The organism is Rhizobium sp. TBD182, assembly GCF_001950375.1.
GTDB lineage: Bacteria > Pseudomonadota > Alphaproteobacteria > Rhizobiales > Rhizobiaceae > Agrobacterium > Agrobacterium tumefaciens.
In genome coordinates, this window is record NZ_BDLN01000001.1 from 335,394 (window position 1) to 353,643 (window position 18,250).

At 58.1% G+C, this 18,250-nt stretch carries 17 protein-coding genes; 8 read left to right on the plus strand and 9 right to left on the minus strand.

What is annotated here, in order from left to right; all coding sequences use genetic code 11:
- Window positions 1–409 precede the first annotated feature (409 nt).
- The 4 genes from T18_RS01750 to T18_RS01765 form a co-directional block, all read right to left on the minus strand.
- Complete coding sequence (locus T18_RS01750) at window positions 410–1,183, minus strand: amino acid ABC transporter ATP-binding protein (protein WP_003515372.1); 774 nt, start codon at window positions 1,181–1,183, stop codon at window positions 410–412.
- Between the two features lie 12 nt (window positions 1,184–1,195).
- Window positions 1,196–2,353, minus strand: coding sequence for an amino acid ABC transporter permease (locus T18_RS01755; protein WP_013636194.1), 1,158 nt, complete (start codon window positions 2,351–2,353; stop codon window positions 1,196–1,198).
- Window positions 2,354–2,356: 3 nt separating this feature from the next.
- Window positions 2,357–3,553: an amino acid ABC transporter permease gene (locus T18_RS01760; RefSeq protein ID WP_003515368.1), complete on the minus strand. Its 1,197-nt coding sequence runs from the start codon at window positions 3,551–3,553 to the stop codon at window positions 2,357–2,359.
- 107 nt (window positions 3,554–3,660) lie between these two features.
- The gene (locus tag T18_RS01765; RefSeq protein ID WP_038491080.1) at window positions 3,661–4,683 is read right to left on the minus strand and encodes an amino acid ABC transporter substrate-binding protein; all 1,023 of its coding nucleotides are present in this window, start codon (window positions 4,681–4,683) and stop codon (window positions 3,661–3,663) included.
- Between the two features lie 376 nt (window positions 4,684–5,059).
- Here T18_RS01765 and T18_RS01770 point away from each other — a divergent pair, with 376 nt between their 5' ends.
- Complete coding sequence (locus tag T18_RS01770) at window positions 5,060–6,247, plus strand: cystathionine beta-lyase (protein ID WP_038491077.1); 1,188 nt, start codon at window positions 5,060–5,062, stop codon at window positions 6,245–6,247.
- A 2-nt stretch (window positions 6,248–6,249) separates the two neighbouring features.
- Here the strand turns inward: T18_RS01770 and T18_RS01775 are convergent, their stop codons facing one another.
- Window positions 6,250–7,419: an FAD-dependent monooxygenase gene (locus tag T18_RS01775; protein ID WP_038491074.1), complete on the minus strand. Its 1,170-nt coding sequence runs from the start codon at window positions 7,417–7,419 to the stop codon at window positions 6,250–6,252.
- 29 nt (window positions 7,420–7,448) lie between these two features.
- Window positions 7,449–7,694: a zinc-finger domain-containing protein gene (locus T18_RS01780; RefSeq protein WP_003495891.1), complete on the minus strand. Its 246-nt coding sequence runs from the start codon at window positions 7,692–7,694 to the stop codon at window positions 7,449–7,451.
- Window positions 7,695–7,864: 170 nt separating this feature from the next.
- Here T18_RS01780 and T18_RS01785 point away from each other — a divergent pair, with 170 nt between their 5' ends.
- The 3 genes from T18_RS01785 to T18_RS01795 all read left to right on the plus strand — a co-directional run bounded on the left by T18_RS01785 (window position 7,865) and on the right by T18_RS01795 (window position 9,964).
- Window positions 7,865–8,641: an alpha/beta fold hydrolase gene (locus tag T18_RS01785; protein ID WP_025593509.1), complete on the plus strand. Its 777-nt coding sequence runs from the start codon at window positions 7,865–7,867 to the stop codon at window positions 8,639–8,641.
- A gap of 143 nt (window positions 8,642–8,784) precedes the next feature.
- On the plus strand, window positions 8,785–9,609 hold the full coding sequence (cysE, locus tag T18_RS01790) for a serine O-acetyltransferase (protein WP_003515358.1): 825 nt from the start codon (window positions 8,785–8,787) through the stop codon (window positions 9,607–9,609).
- A 151-nt stretch (window positions 9,610–9,760) separates the two neighbouring features.
- Complete coding sequence (locus tag T18_RS01795) at window positions 9,761–9,964, plus strand: DUF3126 family protein (RefSeq protein ID WP_003515356.1); 204 nt, start codon at window positions 9,761–9,763, stop codon at window positions 9,962–9,964.
- Window positions 9,965–10,019: 55 nt separating this feature from the next.
- On the opposite strand, the gene T18_RS01800 is transcribed toward T18_RS01795, so the two are convergent.
- Window positions 10,020–11,414: a cytochrome P450 gene (locus T18_RS01800; protein WP_038491071.1), complete on the minus strand. Its 1,395-nt coding sequence runs from the start codon at window positions 11,412–11,414 to the stop codon at window positions 10,020–10,022.
- A 111-nt stretch (window positions 11,415–11,525) separates the two neighbouring features.
- Here T18_RS01800 and T18_RS01805 point away from each other — a divergent pair, with 111 nt between their 5' ends.
- A complete protein-coding gene (locus tag T18_RS01805) occupies window positions 11,526–12,191 on the plus strand; it encodes a TetR/AcrR family transcriptional regulator (protein WP_075807472.1) in 666 nt (221 codons plus the stop codon).
- A gap of 93 nt (window positions 12,192–12,284) precedes the next feature.
- Here T18_RS01805 and fdhA read toward each other — a convergent pair whose 3' ends face one another.
- Window positions 12,285–13,475: a formaldehyde dehydrogenase, glutathione-independent gene (gene fdhA, locus T18_RS01810; protein WP_038492820.1), complete on the minus strand. Its 1,191-nt coding sequence runs from the start codon at window positions 13,473–13,475 to the stop codon at window positions 12,285–12,287.
- Between the two features lie 304 nt (window positions 13,476–13,779).
- Window positions 13,780–14,652, minus strand: coding sequence for an ATP-binding protein (locus T18_RS01815; protein WP_013636188.1), 873 nt, complete (start codon window positions 14,650–14,652; stop codon window positions 13,780–13,782).
- A 207-nt stretch (window positions 14,653–14,859) separates the two neighbouring features.
- Here T18_RS01815 and yajC point away from each other — a divergent pair, with 207 nt between their 5' ends.
- From yajC to T18_RS01830, 3 genes are all read left to right on the plus strand, one after another.
- Window positions 14,860–15,207, plus strand: coding sequence for a preprotein translocase subunit YajC (yajC, locus tag T18_RS01820; protein ID WP_003515350.1), 348 nt, complete (start codon window positions 14,860–14,862; stop codon window positions 15,205–15,207).
- Between the two features lie 79 nt (window positions 15,208–15,286).
- The gene (gene secDF, locus T18_RS01825) at window positions 15,287–17,851 is read left to right on the plus strand and encodes a protein translocase subunit SecDF (protein WP_003515348.1); all 2,565 of its coding nucleotides are present in this window, start codon (window positions 15,287–15,289) and stop codon (window positions 17,849–17,851) included.
- Window positions 17,851–18,243, plus strand: coding sequence for an Mth938-like domain-containing protein (locus tag T18_RS01830; RefSeq protein ID WP_003515346.1), 393 nt, complete (start codon window positions 17,851–17,853; stop codon window positions 18,241–18,243). Before secDF ends, T18_RS01830 begins: the two co-directional genes overlap by 1 nt.
- Window positions 18,244–18,250 lie beyond the last annotated feature (7 nt).

Genomic DNA, 18,250 nt, shown 5'->3' on the forward strand with positions numbered 1-18,250 from the left:
CGTGGTCCGCAAGCGGAAAAATGCATGATTTGACAAAAAAATGACATTGGCTGTCAGAACCCCTGGAAAACAAGGATTTCCGTTTCGTAACAAATGGTTAAACCGAGGTCGGCTTGGCAGTTTCAGTGCTTCTCGCGGATGAAGAACGATGTGAAACGACGATTTGCAGGGGCCGGTGATTCACTCAACGGGGCTTCTGGTGCGAAAGAAGCCATCAAAATGAATGGCGAACCTTGCCAAACATTCCGGCGTCACCCTTGGGGTTTTCCCGAGATCTGCAACCGCTCGATTTTGTTGACTTAGATCCTTAGGACAAGCCCATGGATGAGGTCGAGCGTGGAGAGGCTGTCGTCAAATGAAAACGGGGCCGAAATGGCCCCGTTCCATGATGTTAGCTGATTGCAGCGTCTCAGTGCAGGATCTGGCTGAGGAACAGCCTCGTGCGCTCGTGCTGGGGATTGTCGAAGAATTCGGCGGGCGAATTCTGTTCGACGATCTGGCCCTGGTCCATGAAGATGACGCGGTTTGCGACCTGGCGGGCAAAGCCCATTTCGTGGGTCACGCACAGCATCGTCATGCCGTCTTCGGCAAGGCTGACCATGGTATCAAGCACTTCCTTGACCATTTCCGGGTCAAGCGCCGAGGTCGGCTCGTCAAACAGCATGATCTTAGGCTTCATGCACAGCGAGCGGGCAATCGCCACACGCTGCTGCTGACCGCCGGAGAGCTGGCCAGGGTATTTATGCGCCTGTTCGGGGATCTTGACGCGCTTCAGATAGTGCATCGCCACTTCCTCGGCTTCCTTTTTGGGCATCTTGCGAACCCAGATCGGCGCCAGCGTGCAGTTTTCCAGAATCGTCAGATGCGGGAAGAGGTTGAAGTGCTGGAACACCATGCCGACTTCACGACGCACCTCATCGATCTTCTTCAGATCGTTGGTGAGTTCGATACCGTCGACGTTGATCGTGCCCGACTGATGTTCTTCCAGCCGGTTGATGCAGCGGATCATGGTCGATTTTCCCGATCCCGAAGGACCGGCGATGACGATACGCTCGCCCTTCATCACCTTCAGGTTGATGTCGCGCAGGACGTGGAAGTCGCCATACCACTTGTTCATGCCGACGAGTTCGATTGCCACGTCCGTTGTCGAAACGGCCAGTTTTTTTGTTTGGGTTTCTGCCATTTTGAGCGTCCCTTATCGTTTATGCCCGGTGTCGAGGTGCCGTTCCATGAACAGCGAATAACGCGACATGCCGAAGCAGAATATCCAGAATATGAACCCGGCGAAAATATAGCCCGTCATTGCGGTGACAGGTGTCGCCCAGTTCGCATCCGATTGGTTGAGTGTGACAATGCCAAGCAGGTCAAACATGCCGATGATCGAGACCAGCGACGTGTCCTTGAAAAGACCGATGAAAGTGTTGACGATGCCCGGAATGACGAGCTTCAGCGCCTGCGGCAGCACGATCAGCCGGGTTTTCTGCCAATAGTTCAGGCCGAGCGAGTCTGCCCCTTCATATTGCCCCTTCGGGATGGCCTGCAAGCCGCCACGGATTACCTCCGCCATATAGGCGGACGAGAAGAGCGACACGCCGACCAGAGCGCGCAGGAACTTGTCGAAGGTCCAGCCGTCGGGAAGGAACAGCGGCAGCATGATGCTGGCGAAGAACAGGACGGTGATCAGAGGAATACCTCTGATAACTTCGATAAAAAGCACGCACAGCATTTTGATTACCGGCAGGTTCGACCGGCGGCCAAGCGCCAGAAGAATACCGAAGGGCAGGGACACTGCAATTCCGAAGAAAGACAGGATCAGGGTGACCATCAGGCCGCCCCAGAGCTGCGTTTCCACTACGGGCAGGCCGAAGACGCCGCCGATGAGGAGGAAAAACGCAATGACTGGCAGGATGATGAAAAGGGCCAGCGCATTGAGCCGCTTGAACGGCGCTTTCGGAATGAGCATTGGCACCAGGAGGATGGTGAACATGACCATCACAAGGATAGGACGCCAGCGCTCATCGATCGGGTAACGGCCGAACATGATCTGGCCGAACTTCGCCGAAACGAAGGCCCAGCATGCGCCGGACTGGCCATCGGCCAGCGCACCGCCCTGGGAGGCGGTGAGGCAGGCGATGCGATCCGTACCGGTCCATACCGCGTCTACGAACAGCCACTTGAATATTGGTGGCAAAAGATAGGCGAGGAACGCGATGGCAAGAACCGTAAGGACGGTGTCCTTCGGCGTGGCGAAAAGTTTGGTGCGCAGCCAATGGCTGATGCCAACCGCGCTTGAAGGCGCGGGTTTGGCTTCTTCAATGGTGTGGCGCACGAACGCGTGATTGCTGATCGTCATCTATTATCTCTCCACCAGGGCCATTTTCGCGTTCAACCAGTTCATGACCACGGCCGTGAGAATGGACAGCGAGAGATAGAGAACGAGCCAGATAGCGACAACTTCGACCGCCTGTCCCGTCTGGTTCAGGATCGTGCCGCCAACGGAGACGATGTCGGCGAAACCGACCGCGACCGCAAGCGACGAGTTCTTGGTCAGGTTGAGATACTGGCTTGTCAGCGGCGGGATGATGATGCGCATCGCCTGAGGAACGACGATCAGACGTGTCGTCGTGCTGGCGCGAAGACCCAATGCCTCCGCTGCCTCGGTCTGCCCTTTTGCCACGGCCTTGATGCCGCCGCGAACGATCTCGGCGATAAAGGAAGCGGTGTAGAAGGAGAGCGCCAGAAACAGCGACATGAATTCAGGTGCGACGACCGAACCGCCCGCAAGGTTGAACCGCCCGGCAATCGGGTAATCGAATGTCAGGGGTGAGCCGAGCGCGAGGAATGTCGCAGCCGGAAGGCCGATGATGAGAAGTGTTGCGGTGATGCCGGTGCGGAACTGCTCGCCGGTTCTTTCCTGCCTGGCCTTCGCCCAGCGATAAATGAAGACGCTGATGACGATGGCGACCACGAAAGCGAGCGGTATCAGCCACGTCCCTTCGCCCCAGAGAGGCTTTGGAAAGAAGAAGCCGCGATTGTTGAGGTAGGTTCCAAGCGGAAGCTGCAGCGAATCGCGGGCCTGCGGCAGAACGGAGATGACGCCCTTGTACCAGAAGAAGATAACAAGCAGGGGCGGGATGTTGCGGAAGATTTCCACATAGGCCTGCGCCAGCTTCGAGATCAGCCAGTTGTTGGACAGCCGGGCGATACCGACGATGAAACCGATGATCGACGCGGCGATGATGCCAAAAAATGCGACCTGAATTGTGTTGAGAATACCAACGAGCAATGCCCGGCCATAGGTCGCATCGCTGGTGTAAGCGATCAGCGACTGGCCGATATCGAAGCCGGCCCTTCCATTGAGGAAGCCGAAGCCGGACGAAATGTTTGAGCGTTGAAGATTTGTGATCGTATTCGTCACGATGATCCAGACGAAGGCGGTCAGGATGACGACTGTCAGAACCTGATAAAAAATTCCGCGTATGCGTGGATCGTAAATGAGTGACGACGCGCTTTGCGCGCGCGATCGTTGCGAACTGACCGCGTTGCCTGCCATAGGCACCTTTCCCTTTTATATGCTCTTTGCGAGCTTATTCTATAATTTCAAGTGGAGGCCGGGCATTGCCCAGCCTCCCTTCAGTCCTTAGCCAACGATAGTGCCGATCAACGAACCGGCGGTGCGTATTGCAGGCCGCCCTTGGTCCAAAGCGCGTTCTGGCCACGCTCGATCTTCAGCGGCGAGCCGGCGCCAACGTTACGGTCGAAGACTTCGCCGTAGTTGCCGACCTTCTTGACGATGTTGTAGGCCCAGTCGTTCGTCACGCCGAGATCGGTACCGATCTTGGTGCCTTCTTCAGTACCAAGTAGACGCTTGATATCAGGGTTGGCGCTGTTCTTCTGCTCGTCGACGTTTTTCGACGTGATGCCCAGCTCTTCGGCGTTGACCATCGCGTAGTGAACCCACGTCACGATGTCGAACCACTGGTCGTCGCCCTGGCGAACGGCCGGTCCAAGCGGCTCCTTGGAGATCACTTCAGGCAGAACGATGTTGTCATCGGGGTTCTTCAGCTTGAGACGGATAGCGTACAGACCGGACTGGTCGGCGGTGTAAACGTCGCAACGGCCGGAATCATAAGCCGAAGTAGCATCGGATTCCTTTTCGAAAACAACCGGGTTGTACTGCAGGTTGTTGGTCTTGAAGTAGTCGGCAAGGTTGAGCTCGGTGGTCGTGCCGGTCTGAACGCAGACGGCGGCGCCGGAAAGCTCAAGCGCGGACTTCACGTTGAGGCCCTTCTTGGCGATGAAGCCCTGGCCGTCATAATAGTTGACGGTACGGAAGTTGAAGCCGAGCGATGTGTCGCGGCTGATCGTCCAGGTGGTGTTACGGGTCAGAACGTCGACCTCGCCAGACTGGAGAGCCGGAAAACGGTCCTTGCTCGAGAGAGCGACAAATTTAGCCTTTGTAGGATCGCCAAAAACCGCAGTGGCAATACCGCGGCAATAGTCCACGTCGATGCCGGACCATTCGCCCTTGTCATCGGGATTGGAAAATCCCGGAATGCCAGCGCTCACGCCGCAGGTGACGAAACCTTTCGTCTTCACGTCCTGAAGCGTCGCAGCCGAAGCGACCGGGGCTCCTCCCAAAACTGCTGCGCCGATAACGGCCGACAGAATTGCCTTTTTCATTTTTCCCAACCTTTGTTTGTTATCGTCAATCGGAAGAGGACCGGCATATTGTTTTTGCCCCAGCTCCCCCCTTCAGCAGATCTTTTCGATCCGCTTTTTCTATCATAATCGTAATTGGCAGCGGGGTCAAGACATGCTGACAATAATTGTGCCTATAAAACGGAATTTTCCAAATTTTGGTCGGGAAGTGTGCAAAGGGTGAAAATATAAGCATATTTTTGCGGAAAAATACACTTGCACGATTTTTGTATACTTTTTGTATGCTGTTGCCGGGTGGATCAATCCTCCCATCTACGAATGTTTTGCGGGACTTGACCTTGCCTCCGGCTCTCCGCATTGTCGCTCGCGTCAATATCCCTTCGAAAGCTGATCTGAAATGACCAAGACCAATGACCTGCTTTCCACCGCAGGTATGAATACGCGCCTGACCCATGGCGGCAACGATCCCGCCGACTGTTTCGGTTTCGTCAATCCGCCCATCGTGCGCGGTTCTACCGTGCTTTTCCCCGATGCCGAGACGCTTTCGACCGAAAACCAGAAATACACCTATGGCACCCACGGCACGCCGACGACCGATGCGCTATGCAATCTCGTCAACGAGCTGGAGGGTTCTTTCGGAACCATTCTCGTGCCATCGGGCCTTGCGGCGATCACCGTGCCGTTCCTCGCCTATCTTGGCGCCGGCGATCATGCGCTGATCGTCGATTCGGTTTATTTTCCCACACGCCGCTTTTGCAACACGATGCTGAAGAAGCTTGGTGTGGAGGTGGAGTATTACGACCCGGCGATCGGGACGGGTATCGAAGCGCTGATCCGCCCGGATACCAAGCTGGTGCATCTTGAAGCGCCGGGTTCCAATACCTTCGAGATTCAGGACGTTCGGCTGATCACCGAGATCGCCCACAGGCACGATTGCGTCGTGACGATGGACAATACCTGGGCGACACCGCTTTATTTCAAGCCGCTCGATTTCGGTGTCGATGTTTCCATCCATGCCGCCACCAAATATCCATCAGGTCATTCCGATGTCCTGATGGGCTTTGTTTCCGCCAATGAAAAGCACTGGAAGACGCTTTATCAGGCGAACACCAATCTTGGCATCTGCGTGACGCCTGATGACGCCTATCAGATCCTGCGCGGCATGCGCTCCATGGGCATTCGGCTTGCGCACCACCAGAAAAGCGCCCTCGACATCGCCACCTGGCTGGAAAGCCGCGACGACGTCGTGAGCGTTCTGCATCCGGCCCTGCCGAGCTTTGCCGGGCATGAACTCTGGAAGCGCGATTTCAAGGGCGCGAGCGGCGTATTTTCCTTCGTGCTGAAGGCCGAAGAGGGCAAATACAAGCAGACTGCGGCGGCATTCCTGAATGCGCTGACCTTCTTCGGGCTCGGCTATTCCTGGGGTGGATACGAATCGCTTGCCGTGTCGGTGTCGCTTGTCGACAGGACGATTGCCAAAGGCCCGTCGGAAGGTCCGGTCATCCGTCTGCAGATAGGGCTTGAAGATATCGCCGACCTCAAGAAGGATCTCGAGGCCGGGTTTGCGGCGGCAGCCGGGGTTTAACCTCAGCCTTTGGCGCGGTAGCCGTATAGCCAGTCGAAGTCCTTCAGGAAGGCTTCCCTCGGACGTGTCGAAAAAACGAAGTCCCGGGCAAGCCGAACCGGGCCTGTGGCGTGATAGGCGAAACGATTGAGAGAGGCCCGCTTGCGGGCCTTTTCTATGCGCGGCAAACGCAGGGCTTCGAAGGCGGCAAGGGACTGTGGTACGGGCAGGGATGTTCCGGTCAATGTGCCCGCCAGTTCAAAAGCATCCTCGATGGCCATCGCCGCCCCCTGTGCGGCAAAGGGCATCATCGCGTGGGCAGCGTCGCCGATCAGCACCGTATCGCGACCATTGTGCCAGCGTCCGGCACCGGCCTGATAAAGTGGCCAGAAGGTCGGATTTTCCGACGATGCCAGCAGCCGAACGATATCCGGGCTCCAGCCGCGAAACTGCGCGAGCAGCATGGCTTTCTGTTGGCCGCTCGATTCCGCCCGCCATGTTGCGCCGGGATCGGCGCCGAGTGCGATGGCCACAATGTTGAAGCCGCCGACTTCCTTCAGCGGGTAGGCGACGATATGGCCACCCGAACCGAGATAGGCGGTGACGGCGCTTTTGTTGATGGCTGACGGCACATCTTTTGCCGCGACCGTGAAGCGCCAGGCAATATTGCCGGAGAAGGTGGCTGTGGGGGCGGAGGGGACAGCGAAACGGGCCGCGGACCAGACACCGTCTGCGCCGACGATCAGGTCGTGATCGCGGAACGTGGTTGCAGCGATGACGTCTGTCGTCGCGTTTTCGATACGTTTGCCAAGATGCAGGCGGCAGAGCGGATTGCGCGTTACCGCATTGAGAAGCGCGTTTTGCAACGTCGAGCGATGCAGCACGCCGTAAGGTGCGCCCCAGCGTGTGCGGGCCGTCGCACCCACGGGTAAGGACAGCAACGTGGCAAGCGATTTGCCATCGGCCAGATCGACACTGACCGGCTCGGTCCAACGCGCCTCTACCTCAGTCATCACGCCGAGTTCGGCAAGGATGCGGGCGGCATTGGGCGATACTTGCAGGCCCGCACCGACTTCCGTCAGTTCGCCGGCCTGTTCAACGATGTCAGAGCTGATGCCCTGGCGGGCAAAAGAAAGCGCTGCGGTGAGACCGGCGATGCCGGCACCGACGATGGCTACGGATTTGATGGGCATGTCGCGCCCCGATCAGGAAATGTGGAAGGTCAGGCGGCCTTCACATGGAAGACGCAGCCTGGAGGATTGGTCTGCTCGGCCTTCAGCGACGGATTGTAGCGGTAAAGGGTGGAGCAATAGGAACAGACCTTCTCGTTGTCGTCGCCCATGTCGATGAAGATGTGGGGATGATCGAAAGGCACCGAAGCGCCGGTGCACATGAATTCCTTGACGCCGATCTCGATCACGCTGTGTCCGCCATCGTTCTGGAAGTGGGGAATGGAATGCCCGGCCATGTTCGTCTCCAAATGCAATATCGTGGTTAAGCCGCAGGTCGTCATAGAGCATGGGCTTATTGCTGCGGATATGTAGCCTCAAACGCATTGCATCTCCATAAAAATCGTCAGGAAAACATGTTCAAAATTGCGATTTCCTGCCATATGGTCCGGCAAAAAGGATGTCCTTGATGAATCTCAACATGCCGCAATTTTCCGATTTTTCCCATGACGGCCTTCGCCTTGCCTATTTCGATGAGGGTGATCCGGCGGGCGATCCGGTTCTGTTGATTCACGGCTTTGCCTCCAGCGCCAACGTCAACTGGGTGCATCCAGGCTGGCTGAAAACGCTTGGTGACGCCGGTTACCGGGTGATTGCCATCGACAATCGCGGCCATGGCGCAAGCGACAAGCCGCATGATCCGCAAGCCTATTATCCGCCCGTCATGGCCGGCGATGCGGTGGCGCTGCTTAATCATCTCGGCATCGCGGAGGCTCATGTGATGGGCTATTCCATGGGCGCACGCATTTCGGCCTTTCTGGCGATGGCACATCCGGAGCGTGTCCGCTCACTGGTTTTCGGCGGACTTGGCATCGGCATGGTGGAAGGTGTGGGCGACTGGGATCCGATCGCCGAAGCGCTGCTAGCGCCCTCGCTCGATGTCGTCACGCATGAGCGCGGCCGTATGTTCCGCGCCTTTGCCGACCAGACGAAAAGCGACCGGCTGGCACTCGCCGCCTGTATCGAGACGTCGCGTGTCCTCGTCAGCCGCGAACAGGCCGCAAAGATAGATGCGCCGACGCTGATCGCGGTCGGAACCAATGACGATATCGCCGGATCGGGTGCCGAACTTGCGGCGATCATGCCGCATGCGCGCGCTATCGACATTCCCGGCCGTGACCACATGCTGGCCGTTGGCGACCGGGTGTTCAAGGCGGCGGTTCTGGAATTTTACCGCAGCCTTTGATGGGTGGCGGCAAGAAACGGTTTTTCATGCTGCATGAAGAAAAACTGAAGCCTTGCCGCCTTTAAAGTCGTCATTCGAATCCCATTTCTTATGCACGTCTTTTTCTGTATAAAGAACGACTACTGCAAACGAGGAGACCATTCATGGTCGCACGTACCGAGGCCCGTCAGCCGGAACAGCTGGCGATCGTCGATCCGATCTGGGGCAGCTTGCTGCATGAAGCGCGAAGCGCCGTGGCGCAGGACCCGCTGCTTTCGGCTTTCCTTTATTCGACAATCCTCAATCACCGGTCTCTGGAAGAATGCGTGATTTATCGCATCTGTGAACTCCTCGATCATCCCGATATGCAGGCCGTTCTTCTGCGCCAGACCTTTCAGGACATGCTGGATGACTGGCCCGAATGGGGCAGCGTGCTGCGCGTCGATATCCAGGCAGTTTACGATCGCGATCCGGCCTGCACGCGCTTCATGGAGCCGCTCCTTTATTTCAAGGGGTTTCAGGCCATCCAGACGCATCGCCTTGCCCATTGGCTGCTGCAAAAGGGCCGCAGGGATCTGGCGCTTTATCTGCAAAGCCGCTCGTCCAGTATTTTCCAGACGGATATCAATCCGGCAGCACGCATCGGCAAGGGTATCTTCCTCGATCATGCCACCGGGCTTGTGGTCGGCGAGACGGCGGTTATCGGCGACAACGTTTCCATCCTGCATGGCGTGACGCTTGGCGGCACCGGCAAGGAGGGGGCGGACCGTCATCCGAAGATCGCCAATGGCGTGATGATCGGAGCGGGCGCGAAAATCCTCGGTAATATCGAGATCGGCAGCTGCTCGCGCATCGCCGCCGGTTCTGTGGTGCTGAAGCCGGTCCCGCCGAAGACCACCGTTGCCGGTGTGCCGGCGCGGGTGGTGGGAGAGGCAGGGTGTTCCGAACCCTCGCGCCTGATGGATCAGGTCATCGGAGCCGATATCTGACGGGTCCGATATTTTCTCAATCGTCCGTGTGGAAGGCTCCGCGTGAAAGACATGGCCTGTGAAAGACATTGGCGATGTGCCGCTTTCACTTTACTTTCGCCTTTGTCCCATGCCAAAAGCGGCGCAACCCGAACCGCACAGGAGAATAGTGGTGAAAGCCGACGAAATCAAAAAACTCGACGCCTATTTCAAGCGCACCTTCAATGAAAAGATGGTTGTGAAGGCGCGTCCCCGTAAGGACGATTCCGCCGAAGTGTATCTTGGCGAAGAGTTCCTTGGCGTTGTCTACATCGATGACGAGGACGGCGACCGCTCGTACAACTTCTCCATGGCAATCCTCGACGTCGATCTTTGATCGTCACTGCCCGGTGACGGGTGGTTTTCCCGGATTAATAGTCGCCCGCGGTGGTTCACGCCGCGGGCGATTTGTTTTTGCGGTCGGTGATAAGCATCATCAAGCGGCTTTGCGGCCGCAACGTCACCCTCATCAGTGGCTCTGCCGGACTTGCCGATCTGTTTTCGAGATGGACGTTCTGCAACAGCACCGCCAGGATCGACACGGCCTCCATCATCGCAAATGCGTTGCCGATGCAGACACGCGGACCTGCACCGAAGGGCATATAGGCGTAACGGTGACGCGCCTTGGTCTTTTCCGGCTCGAAGCGGGAAGGGTCGAAACGTTCCGGTTCGTCCCACAGCGCCGTGTGCCGGTGGACAGCGTAGATAGGCACATAAAGAACGGTTCCGGCAGGAATATCATGGTCGCCGAGCTTGAAATCCTGCAACGCCGTGCGGGTAACGACCGGGGCAGGTGGGTAAAGCCGCATCGCCTCGGAAAATACCTGTCTGGTATAGGTCAGTTGGGCGATGTGCTCTGCGGCGACGGGATTTGCACCCGTGACGGCTGCGATTTCCTCAACGACTTTCCGCTCCACGTCGCTGTGTTGCGACAGCAGATTGAACGTCCATGCCAGACCGAGCGCAGTCGTTTCGTGACCGGCGGTGATGAAGGTGAGCAGATTGTCGATGATTTCCTTGTCGCTCATCATGCGTCCCGTCTCCGGGTCCTTCGCCTGAAGTAGCATGGACACCAGATCGTGTCTCTCGACGGGGTTCCGCCGCCGGTCCGCAATCACAGTCGACAGGCTGGAGCGCAGATAACCGACAGCGGCCCGGGCCTTGCGCCGACCGGGGTGGGGGAGCCATTCCGGTGCGCCCAGCATGGCGAGCGCGAAGGTCCAGCCTGTCGGTTTCAGATAGTCGGTGATGCTTTGCTCCACGCGCCCGATATCGATCCCGTGGCCGCCGGACATCATGGTCTCAACGATGATGTCGAAGGTGGTCCGCATCATTTCATGGCCGATATCGATGTCACCGAAAGGAGATGCGCGCCAGCGCCTGCCGGTTCGCTCCGCCGCCTCGATCATGACGGGCAGCAGTTCCAGCAGCTTTTCGTGCCGAAAGGCGGCGGCAACCGATTGCCGTTGCCATTTCCAGTGATCGCCATCGGCGGTCAGAAGGCCCTGTCCGAGAGCGGGGCCAAGCGCGCGGCGCACGTCCTCACCCTTGCCGAGCAGATGGGCGTTCTTGACGAGGGCCTCATGAATAAGTGCAGGATCGGCAAGATGGACGCGCATCGTACCGCCGACACGGATAAACACCGCCGGTTCGTTGAAAATCTCCGGTGGCAATGCGTTCAGCGGATTGCGGATGAGTGAGAGGGCCAAACGTGCTGTGGCGAATTTCGATACGGGTGCCGCAGCGGATGTATCCGGGAGCGGGGTGCGAAGGTCGGTTCCGGGCATGGACAGGTCCTTTATTCGCGTTGAACACTCAAATTTATTTGTTAAGGTGTGTACCTTATTATATTCATTTAAGGTGTGCACCTTAGGTTTCAATAGCGGGGTCCGATATCAATGAAGAAAAGCGAGGGCGGACGATCGACGGGGCGTCCTTCCCCCACACGACAGAGAATAATCGCTGCCGCACTCCAACTATTTAACGAGAGGGGGCCTGATCACGTAACCACAGCCGAGATCGCAAGGGCAGTGAATATCAACGAGGGTAATCTTTATTATCATTTCCGCACCAAGGAGGCATTGGTGCTGGCGCTGTTTGCCCTGTTCGAGACCGACGCACTGGCGGTTGTCGCAAAGATCGACGAAGAGGACGAAGTTGCCGCATCGACATATGCTGGCTTTCTGCGGCTCTGGTTTTCGCTGGTGTGGAACTACCGCTTCCTGTTTCGTGATTTTGTCGGCCTTCTTTCCTCCGCGCCTGCGCTGGTGGAGCCGGTTCGCGGCATAAGCGCGGCAATGCGACTTGCCGTTGATGATATCGTCAGCCGGATGGAGAGGGCAGGGCTTGCAGAGATTCCAGAAACCGAGCGGGCGGCCCTTCTTACCAATCTATGGATCGTCTCGACCTATTGGGCGGCTTATCTCAACCTTCAGGAAGGGGTCACCGAATTCGGGCCGCAGCAACTGGACTGGGGACTTCGGCAGGTGTCCAGCCTGTTTCGACCCTATCTCTCACCATTGGCCACCTCCGAGCTGGAGGCGATGCTTGAAGTTGATGCATGATTTCACCTGATGGTGACAATGTTGCAGGCAAAAACGCCCGCGACAATATCTGTCGCGGGCGTTTCCCATCTCGCGGGTCTTAAGCCGCCGTTATCAGGCCGACTTCAGCAGATCGCCGTGCGGATCGAGCACGAACTTGGTTGCGGCACCCTGGTCGAAGCTTTCATATCCCTGTACGGCGTCGTCGAGTGCGATGATCTTGGCGTTGACGATGTCGGCAATGGGCAGGCGGTCATGCAGGATCGACTGCATGAGCTGGCGATTGTATTTCAGCACCGGCGTCTGGCCGGTATGGAAAGATTGTGCCTTGGCCCAACCGAGGCCGAAGCGAAGCGACAGGCTGCCCTGTTTTGCTGCGGCATCGACCGCACCTGGATCTTCGGTGACGTAAAGGCCGGGAATGCCGATCGAGCCGGCGGCACGGGTAATTTCCATCATCTGGTTGAGAACGATGGCCGGCTGTTCGCCGCCCGAATGGCCACGCGCTTCGAAACCGACGGCATCGATGGCGCTGTCGACCTCGTTTGTGCCGACGATCTCGGCAATCATGTCGCCCAACCGGTCACCCTTGGAAAGATCGACGGGCTCGAAGCCGACCTTGGCGGCGTGCGCAAGGCGATCCTTGTTGAAGTCACCGATCATGACGACGGCGGCACCGAGAATACGGGCAGACGCGGCAGCCGCCAGACCGACCGGACCGGCGCCCGCGACATAGACCGTGGAGCCGACACCGACGCCGGCCTTGACCGCGCCATGAAAGCCGGTCGGCAGGATGTCCGAGAGCATGGTGAGGTCGCGGATCTTGGACATTGCCCTGTCGCGGTCGGGAAATTTCAGAAGGTTGAAGTCGGCATAGGGAATGGTCACGTATCTGGCCTGTCCGCCGATCCAGCCTCCCATATCGACATAACCGTAGGCGCCGCCGGCACGGGCGGGGTTCACCGTCAGGCACACACCGGTATCCTGCGACTTGCAGCAGCGGCAGCGACCGCAGGCGACGTTGAACGGCACCGAGACGATATCGCCGATATCAAGCATCTCGACGTCGATGCCTTTCTCAATGACTTCGCCGGTGATCTCATGGCCAAGGACGAGGCCGGGCATCGCCGAGGTGCGGCCGCGCACCATATGCTGGTCCGAACCACAGATATTCGTGGAAATAACCTTGAGAATGACACCGTGCTCGATACGGCGGCCATCCGGCGCCTCCAGCTTCGGATCATCGATGTCGCGGACCTCGACCTGGCCGGGGCGCAAATAGACGACGCCTCTGTTTTTGCTCATATCCATCTCCTCCTTGGGTTGAACACCAATACCGGCCCGCTCCTCCGCGGACAGGATATCGTCAAAACTCATGCGCGGACCCGTATGCGGCTCGCGTGGAATCTCAATCGGCGAAGGGATGGAAAGAAGAACAATCGGCGCGTCTGGACAAACGTCGCCTGCCTCTTGATCACCGCCCGCCGCAGATACCCGGCATTACGCCGAATATGTGCAGCAAACCATTTGGCGGGCGATGTGGCGGTCGGGAATACGACAACGCCTATAGCCGCAACGACACCGGCTCTCGCCAGATGTCACGGTGGCGTTATCTGTCGATCGATTTTCTCAGGCGCCCGGCGGCATCCTGAATATATTGCCAGGCGACGCGACCGGAGCGGCCGCCGCGCGTGGTCGCCCATTCCAGCGCCTCGTGATGCAGGGTTTCGCGATCAAGGCCGAGATCGAAATGTTCGGCATAGCTGTCAATCATCGTAAGATAGTCTTCCTGGCCGCATTTGTGGAAGCCGAGCCACAGGCCGAAGCGGTCCGAGAGCGAGACCTTTTCCTCAACAGCTTCCGAAGGGTTGATGGCGGTCGATTGCTCGTTCTCCATCATGTGGCGCGGCAGAAGATGACGGCGATTGGACGTGGCATAGAACAGCACATTGTCCGGACGCCCCTCTATGCCGCCATCGAGGGCTGCCTTCAGCGACTTGTAGGCCGTGTCGTCGTGATCGAAGGAGAGGTCGTCGCAGAAGACGATGACGCGTTCGCCGGAAGCTTTCAATATATCCAGCAAGGCGGGCAGGGTGTGGATATCTTCGCGATGCACCTCGACCAGCTTCAAGGGAACGCCGCTTGCGGCGCGCACATCTTCGTGAACGGCCTTGACCAGCGAGGATTTGCCCATGCCGCGTGCGCCCCAGAGCAGCACGTTGTTGGCGGGAAAACCATCGGCAAAACGCAGCGTGTTCTCGTGCAGGATATCGCGCACATGATCGACGCCGCGAATGAGTTTCAGCGCAATGCGGTTCGGACGTGAAACCGGCTGCAGAAAGGAATTGACCGGCGTCCAGACAAAGCAATCCGCCGCATTCCAGTCGTTCACGGCAGGTGCCGGGCCTGCCAGCCGTTCCATGGCGACGTTAAGCCGGCGCAGTTCGGCAAGAAGCAGGGTGGCCGTCTCTTCTCGAATCATGGTGTTTCTTCCGCTTATCCGATGTTCATAACGATGTTTTCAACCCGGCCTAGCATGGCGTTTCAGGCCCATAAAGGTTAAGAGGTCCGGAATCGGTACGGCGTGGCTTCTGCATCTGTTGCATTCCCGGCGTTCCCCACTATATTCCGGCGGCTTGAAAGCTGGGGCGGCATACGAGGTCGTGCTGTAATCGTTGAGGAGTTTTATATGTTCATTAGTCAAGCTTTTGCCCAGGACACGGCGGGCGGCGCGTCTGCATTCGGTTCCGGCCTTGAGATGCTTTTCCTGTTTGCACCGCTTATGGTGGTCTGGTACTTTTTCCTCATTCGCCCGCAGCGCGCGCAGATGAAGAAGCGTCAGGAAACGTTGACCAATATTCGCCGTGGCGATCAGGTCGTTCTTGGTGGCGGCATCGTTGGCAAGGTGACCAAGGTCATCGACGACAATGAACTCGAAGTCGAAATCGCCGAAGGCGTGAAAATCCGTGCCGCTCGTGCTTACATTGCCGAAGTGCGCGTGAAGGGCGAAGTGGTCAAGACGGAAGCCGCTTCCTGATCCTGCCGGATAATTGAACTTCCGCTTCCGAATTTGACGGGTTGCGCATCGCGCAACCCCAACCCTGACCGAGATCGAAATGCTTCATTTTTCCCGTTGGAAAACAGTCTTTATCTGGTTGCTTGTGCTGGCAAGCGTCTTCATCGCATCTCCCAACCTGTTTTCGGACAAACAGCTGGAGGGCATGCCTGCCTGGTACAAGGACAACAAGGTAACGCTCGGTCTCGACCTTCAGGGCGGCTCGCACATCATGCTCAAGATCGAGCGTTCCGACATCGTCAAGGAACGGCTTGAAACGATCGTGGGTGACGTGCGCACGCAGCTTCGCGACGCCAACATCCGCTATTCGGGGCTTACGGGCAACGGCCAGCAGATCCAGGTTCGCATCAGCGATCCCGCTCAATATGAAGCGGCGAAAACCGCGCTTCGCGACCTGACGCAGCCGGTGTCCGCCGGAACGCTGGTCGGCGGTTCCATCACAGAAGTGACGATGAACGACGGCGGCGACAATCTGCTGCGGCTCAACCTGACCGATGAAGGCGTGGATTATCGCCTGTCCTCGGCCGTGTCGCAGTCCATCGAAGTCGTGCGCCGCCGCGTTGACGAAGTCGGCACCACCGAACCTCTCATCCAGCGTCAGGGTTCCGACCGCATCATCGTACAGGTCCCGGGCCTCCAGGATCCGCAGCGCCTGAAATCGCTTCTCAACCAGACGGCAAAGCTGTCCTTCCGCATGGTCGATACCACCATGCCGGTGCAGGAAGCGATGAATGGCCGTCCGCCCGCGACCTCAGAGGTTCTTTATTCGCAGGACGATCCGCCGGTTCCCTATCTGGTGGAACGCCGCGCGCTCGTTTCCGGCGACAATCTCGTCGATGCTCAGGCAAGCTTCAACCAGCAGACCAACGAACCCGTCGTCACCTTCCGTTTCGACAGCCGCGGTGCGCAGCGCTTTGCGCAGGCGACGCAGCAGAATGTCGGGAAGCCTTTCGCCATCGTGCTCGACAATCAGGTCATTTCTGCACCTGTCATCCGTGAGCCGATCATCGGCGGTTCGGGACAGATTTCCGGCAGTTTCTCGGTTCAGGGCGCCAACGACCTTGCAGTCCTGTTGCGTGCGGGCGCACTTCCGGCCACGTTGACCGTGGTTGAGGAACGCACCGTCGGTCCGAGCCTTGGTAACGACTCCATCACCGCCGGCCTCACGGCAAGCGCCATCGGCGCCGTCGGCGTCCTCATCTTCATGTTCGTCTTTTATGGCTTCTTCGGCCTGCTTGCGAACATCGCCCTCATCGTCAACGTGGTCATGCTGATCGCCGTCCTCAGTGTGATCGGATCTACGCTCACCTTGCCCGGTATTGCGGGTATCGTCTTGACGATCGGTATGGCGGTGGACTCCAACGTTCTGATCTACGAGCGAATACGCGAAGAGGTGAAGAGCGGAAAACCGCTGATCCAGTCACTGGATAACGGTTTCACACGCGCCTTTGCGACCATTATAGACGCCAACCTGACGACGCTGATCGTTGCAAGCGTGCTGTTCTACATGGGCACGGGTCCGGTCAAGGGCTTTGCCGTCACGCTTGCGGTCGGTATCATCACCACCGTCTTCACGGCCTATACGCTGACGGCCTGGATGTTTGGCTACTGGGTTCGCCGCAGCCGTCCGAAACATCTGCCGAAGGGTGTACGCACCGCCATGTTCGACGGTCGCGACATTCCGTTCATGCGTTATCGCCGTGTGGTTTTCATGATCACCGGTGTGATCATGCTCGCCTGCGTCGGCGGCTTCGTCGCCAAGGGCCTGAACCTCGGCATCGATTTCCAGGGCGGCTCGGTTATCGAAGTGCGCGCCAAGCAGGGTGAGGCCGATCTCGCAGATATTCGCGAGCGTCTGAACCAGCTGAACCTCGGTGAAATCCAGGCACAGAATTTCGGCACGCCGCAGGACGTTCTCATCCGCATTCAGGCGCAGGACGGCGGCGAAAATGCCGAGCAGTCGGCAATCACCCTGGTGCGCGGCGAGTTGCAGGACAAGTATGATTTCCGTCGCGTGGAAGTCGTTGGTCCGGCTGTGTCCGGTGACCTGACCGTGACCTCCACGATTGGCGTTGTGCTCGCCATGGCGGCGATCATGATCTACATCTGGGTTCGCTTCGAGTGGCAGTTTGCACTGGGTGCGGTCATCTCGATGGTGCACGACGTGGTCTTCACCATCGGCCTGTTCGTCTTCCTGGGTATAGAGTTCAACCTGACCAGTATCGCGGCAATCCTGACGATCATCGGTTATTCGCTGAACGATACGGTGGTCATCTACGACCGTGTCCGTGAAAACCTCCGGCGATACAAGAAGATGCCACTTTCGATGATCATCGACGTATCGCTGAACCAGACCCTTTCGCGCACGATCCTTACTGGTCTGACCGTGCTTCTGGCACTGCTGGCACTGTATCTGTTCGGTGGCGAGGTCATTCGTTCCTTCACCTTCGCAATGTTGTTCGGCGTCGGCATCGGCGTGTTCTCCTCGGTCTATATCGCGGCTCCGGTGCTGATCGCCTTCAAGCTGCGTCCCGACAGCAAGGATGCGGAAGATGAGAAGGATGAGAAGTCCGGCAATGCCATCGGCGGCAAGCCTGCCGTCTGATGGCCGGCGGTATTGAAATACGCCCGGCCCATTTTCCCGGCCGGGCGCCCATCGATGCCTATGGCAATGGCGGTTTCCGTTTCGCAGACATGTCGCACCGCGGCTCTCTCCTGTTGTTGCCTTCCGGCATTCACGGCTGGAGCCCGGTTGATGTGAAAGAATTGACGCTTGAGCATTTCGACAAGGTTCTGGCTGATGCGCAGGATATCGAGGTGCTTTTGATCGGCACGGGTGATGGCATGCGGGTCTTGCCGAAGGAATTGCGCGAAGCCTTCAGGCAAGCGGGCATTTCGGTCGATCCGATGAGCACGGGTGCTGCCGTTCGCACCTATAATATCATGCTTTCGGAATCGCGCGCCGTGGCTGCGGCGCTGATTGCCGTCGAAGGCTGACAGGACG

Excerpts from the sequence above, each read along its gene's own strand:
- T18_RS01750 (WP_003515372.1), bottom strand. The coding sequence starts at position 1,183 with ATGGCAGAAACCCAAACAAAAAAACTGGCCGTTTCGACAACGGACGTG.
- T18_RS01755 (WP_013636194.1), bottom strand. The coding sequence starts at position 2,353 with ATGACGATCAGCAATCACGCGTTCGTGCGCCACACCATTGAAGAAGCC.
- T18_RS01760 (WP_003515368.1), bottom strand. The coding sequence starts at position 3,553 with ATGGCAGGCAACGCGGTCAGTTCGCAACGATCGCGCGCGCAAAGCGCG.
- T18_RS01765 (WP_038491080.1), bottom strand. The coding sequence starts at position 4,683 with ATGAAAAAGGCAATTCTGTCGGCCGTTATCGGCGCAGCAGTTTTGGGA.
- T18_RS01770 (WP_038491077.1), top strand. The coding sequence starts at position 5,060 with ATGACCAAGACCAATGACCTGCTTTCCACCGCAGGTATGAATACGCGC.
- T18_RS01775 (WP_038491074.1), bottom strand. The coding sequence starts at position 7,419 with ATGCCCATCAAATCCGTAGCCATCGTCGGTGCCGGCATCGCCGGTCTC.
- T18_RS01780 (WP_003495891.1), bottom strand. The coding sequence starts at position 7,694 with ATGGCCGGGCATTCCATTCCCCACTTCCAGAACGATGGCGGACACAGC.
- T18_RS01785 (WP_025593509.1), top strand. The coding sequence starts at position 7,865 with ATGAATCTCAACATGCCGCAATTTTCCGATTTTTCCCATGACGGCCTT.
- cysE (WP_003515358.1), top strand. The coding sequence starts at position 8,785 with ATGGTCGCACGTACCGAGGCCCGTCAGCCGGAACAGCTGGCGATCGTC.
- T18_RS01800 (WP_038491071.1), bottom strand. The coding sequence starts at position 11,414 with ATGCCCGGAACCGACCTTCGCACCCCGCTCCCGGATACATCCGCTGCG.
- T18_RS01805 (WP_075807472.1), top strand. The coding sequence starts at position 11,526 with ATGAAGAAAAGCGAGGGCGGACGATCGACGGGGCGTCCTTCCCCCACA.
- fdhA (WP_038492820.1), bottom strand. The coding sequence starts at position 13,475 with ATGAGCAAAAACAGAGGCGTCGTCTATTTGCGCCCCGGCCAGGTCGAG.
- T18_RS01815 (WP_013636188.1), bottom strand. The coding sequence starts at position 14,652 with ATGATTCGAGAAGAGACGGCCACCCTGCTTCTTGCCGAACTGCGCCGG.
- yajC (WP_003515350.1), top strand. The coding sequence starts at position 14,860 with ATGTTCATTAGTCAAGCTTTTGCCCAGGACACGGCGGGCGGCGCGTCT.
- secDF (WP_003515348.1), top strand. The coding sequence starts at position 15,287 with ATGCTTCATTTTTCCCGTTGGAAAACAGTCTTTATCTGGTTGCTTGTG.
- T18_RS01830 (WP_003515346.1), top strand. The coding sequence starts at position 17,851 with ATGGCCGGCGGTATTGAAATACGCCCGGCCCATTTTCCCGGCCGGGCG.